This is a genomic window from Bradyrhizobium sp. CCBAU 45384 (assembly GCF_028128665.1).
GTDB lineage: Bacteria > Pseudomonadota > Alphaproteobacteria > Rhizobiales > Xanthobacteraceae > Bradyrhizobium > Bradyrhizobium manausense.
In genome coordinates this window covers 1-1,073 of the sequence record NZ_LBIZ01000045.1, presented here as the reverse complement: position 1 = coordinate 1,073, position 1,073 = coordinate 1, and the positions used below count along the sequence as shown (strand labels likewise).

1 protein-coding gene is annotated in these 1,073 nt (G+C 64.6%); it reads right to left on the bottom strand.

Annotated features, from left to right (window positions below; all coding sequences use genetic code 11):
- Positions 1-1,073 (bottom strand): AMP-binding protein (locus XH80_RS02950; protein ID WP_271597261.1); only part of this gene is annotated, 1,073 nt, incomplete at both ends.

Below are 1,073 nucleotides of genomic sequence, written 5' to 3'. Positions count from 1 at the left end.
GCCGTCCTTCAGCTCGACGAAGGCACAGGGCACTTCGCCCCATTTGGGATCGGGTTTGGCGACGACGGCGGCGAACAGCACGGCCGGATGCTTGTAGAGGATATCCTCGACCTCGACGGAAGAGATGTTCTCGCCGCCGGAGATGATGATGTCCTTGGAGCGGTCCTTGATGATGACGTAGCCGTGCTCGTCGAGCACGCCGAGGTCGCCGGTGTGAAACCAGCCGCCCTCGAAGGCTTCCTTGGTCGCCTTCTCGTTCTTGAGGTAGCCCTTCATCACGATATTGCCGCGGAACATCACCTCGCCGATGGTCTCGCCGTCGCGCGGGACCTCCTGCATGGTCTGCGGATTGATGACGGTGACGCTTTCCTCGAGCGGGTAGGGAACGCCCTGCCGGCGCTTCATGCGGGCGCGCTCGGCAGGCGCAAGCTCGTCCCAGCCCGGCTGCTCGGCGCAGACCGAGGCGGGGCCGTAGACCTCGGTCAGGCCATACACATGCGTGAGCTTGATGCCGATGTTTTCGGCGCCTTCCAACACCGCAACCGGCGGCGCTGCGCCGGCGATGAGGCCGACGACGCGGCGTGCCGCGTTGCCCCGTGGCGCATCGGGCGCATTGATCAGCGTGTTGTATACGATCGGCGCGCCGCACATGTGGGTGACGCCGTGCTGCCTGATCAGCTCGAAAATCTTGGTCGGCTCGACCTTGCGCAAGCAGACATTGATGCCGGCCGCGGCCGCGATCGTCCAGGGGAAGCACCAGCCGTTGCAGTGGAACATCGGCAGGGTCCAGAGATAGACCGGATGCTGGCCGAGATTGCCGGCGAGGATGTTGCTGACGGCGTTGAGATACGCGCCGCGATGATGGGTGACGACGCCCTTGGGATTGCCGGTGGTGCCCGAGGTGTAGCTCAGCGCGATCGCGTCCCATTCGTCGCTTGGCAGGATTGCCGTGAAGTTCGGATCGCCTTGCGCGACGGCGGCTTCGTATTCGATCTCGCCGATGCGCTTGCCACCCTTGAACGCGGCATCGTCGACGTCGATCACGAACGGCTTTGGCCCGGTCATCTGCGCCA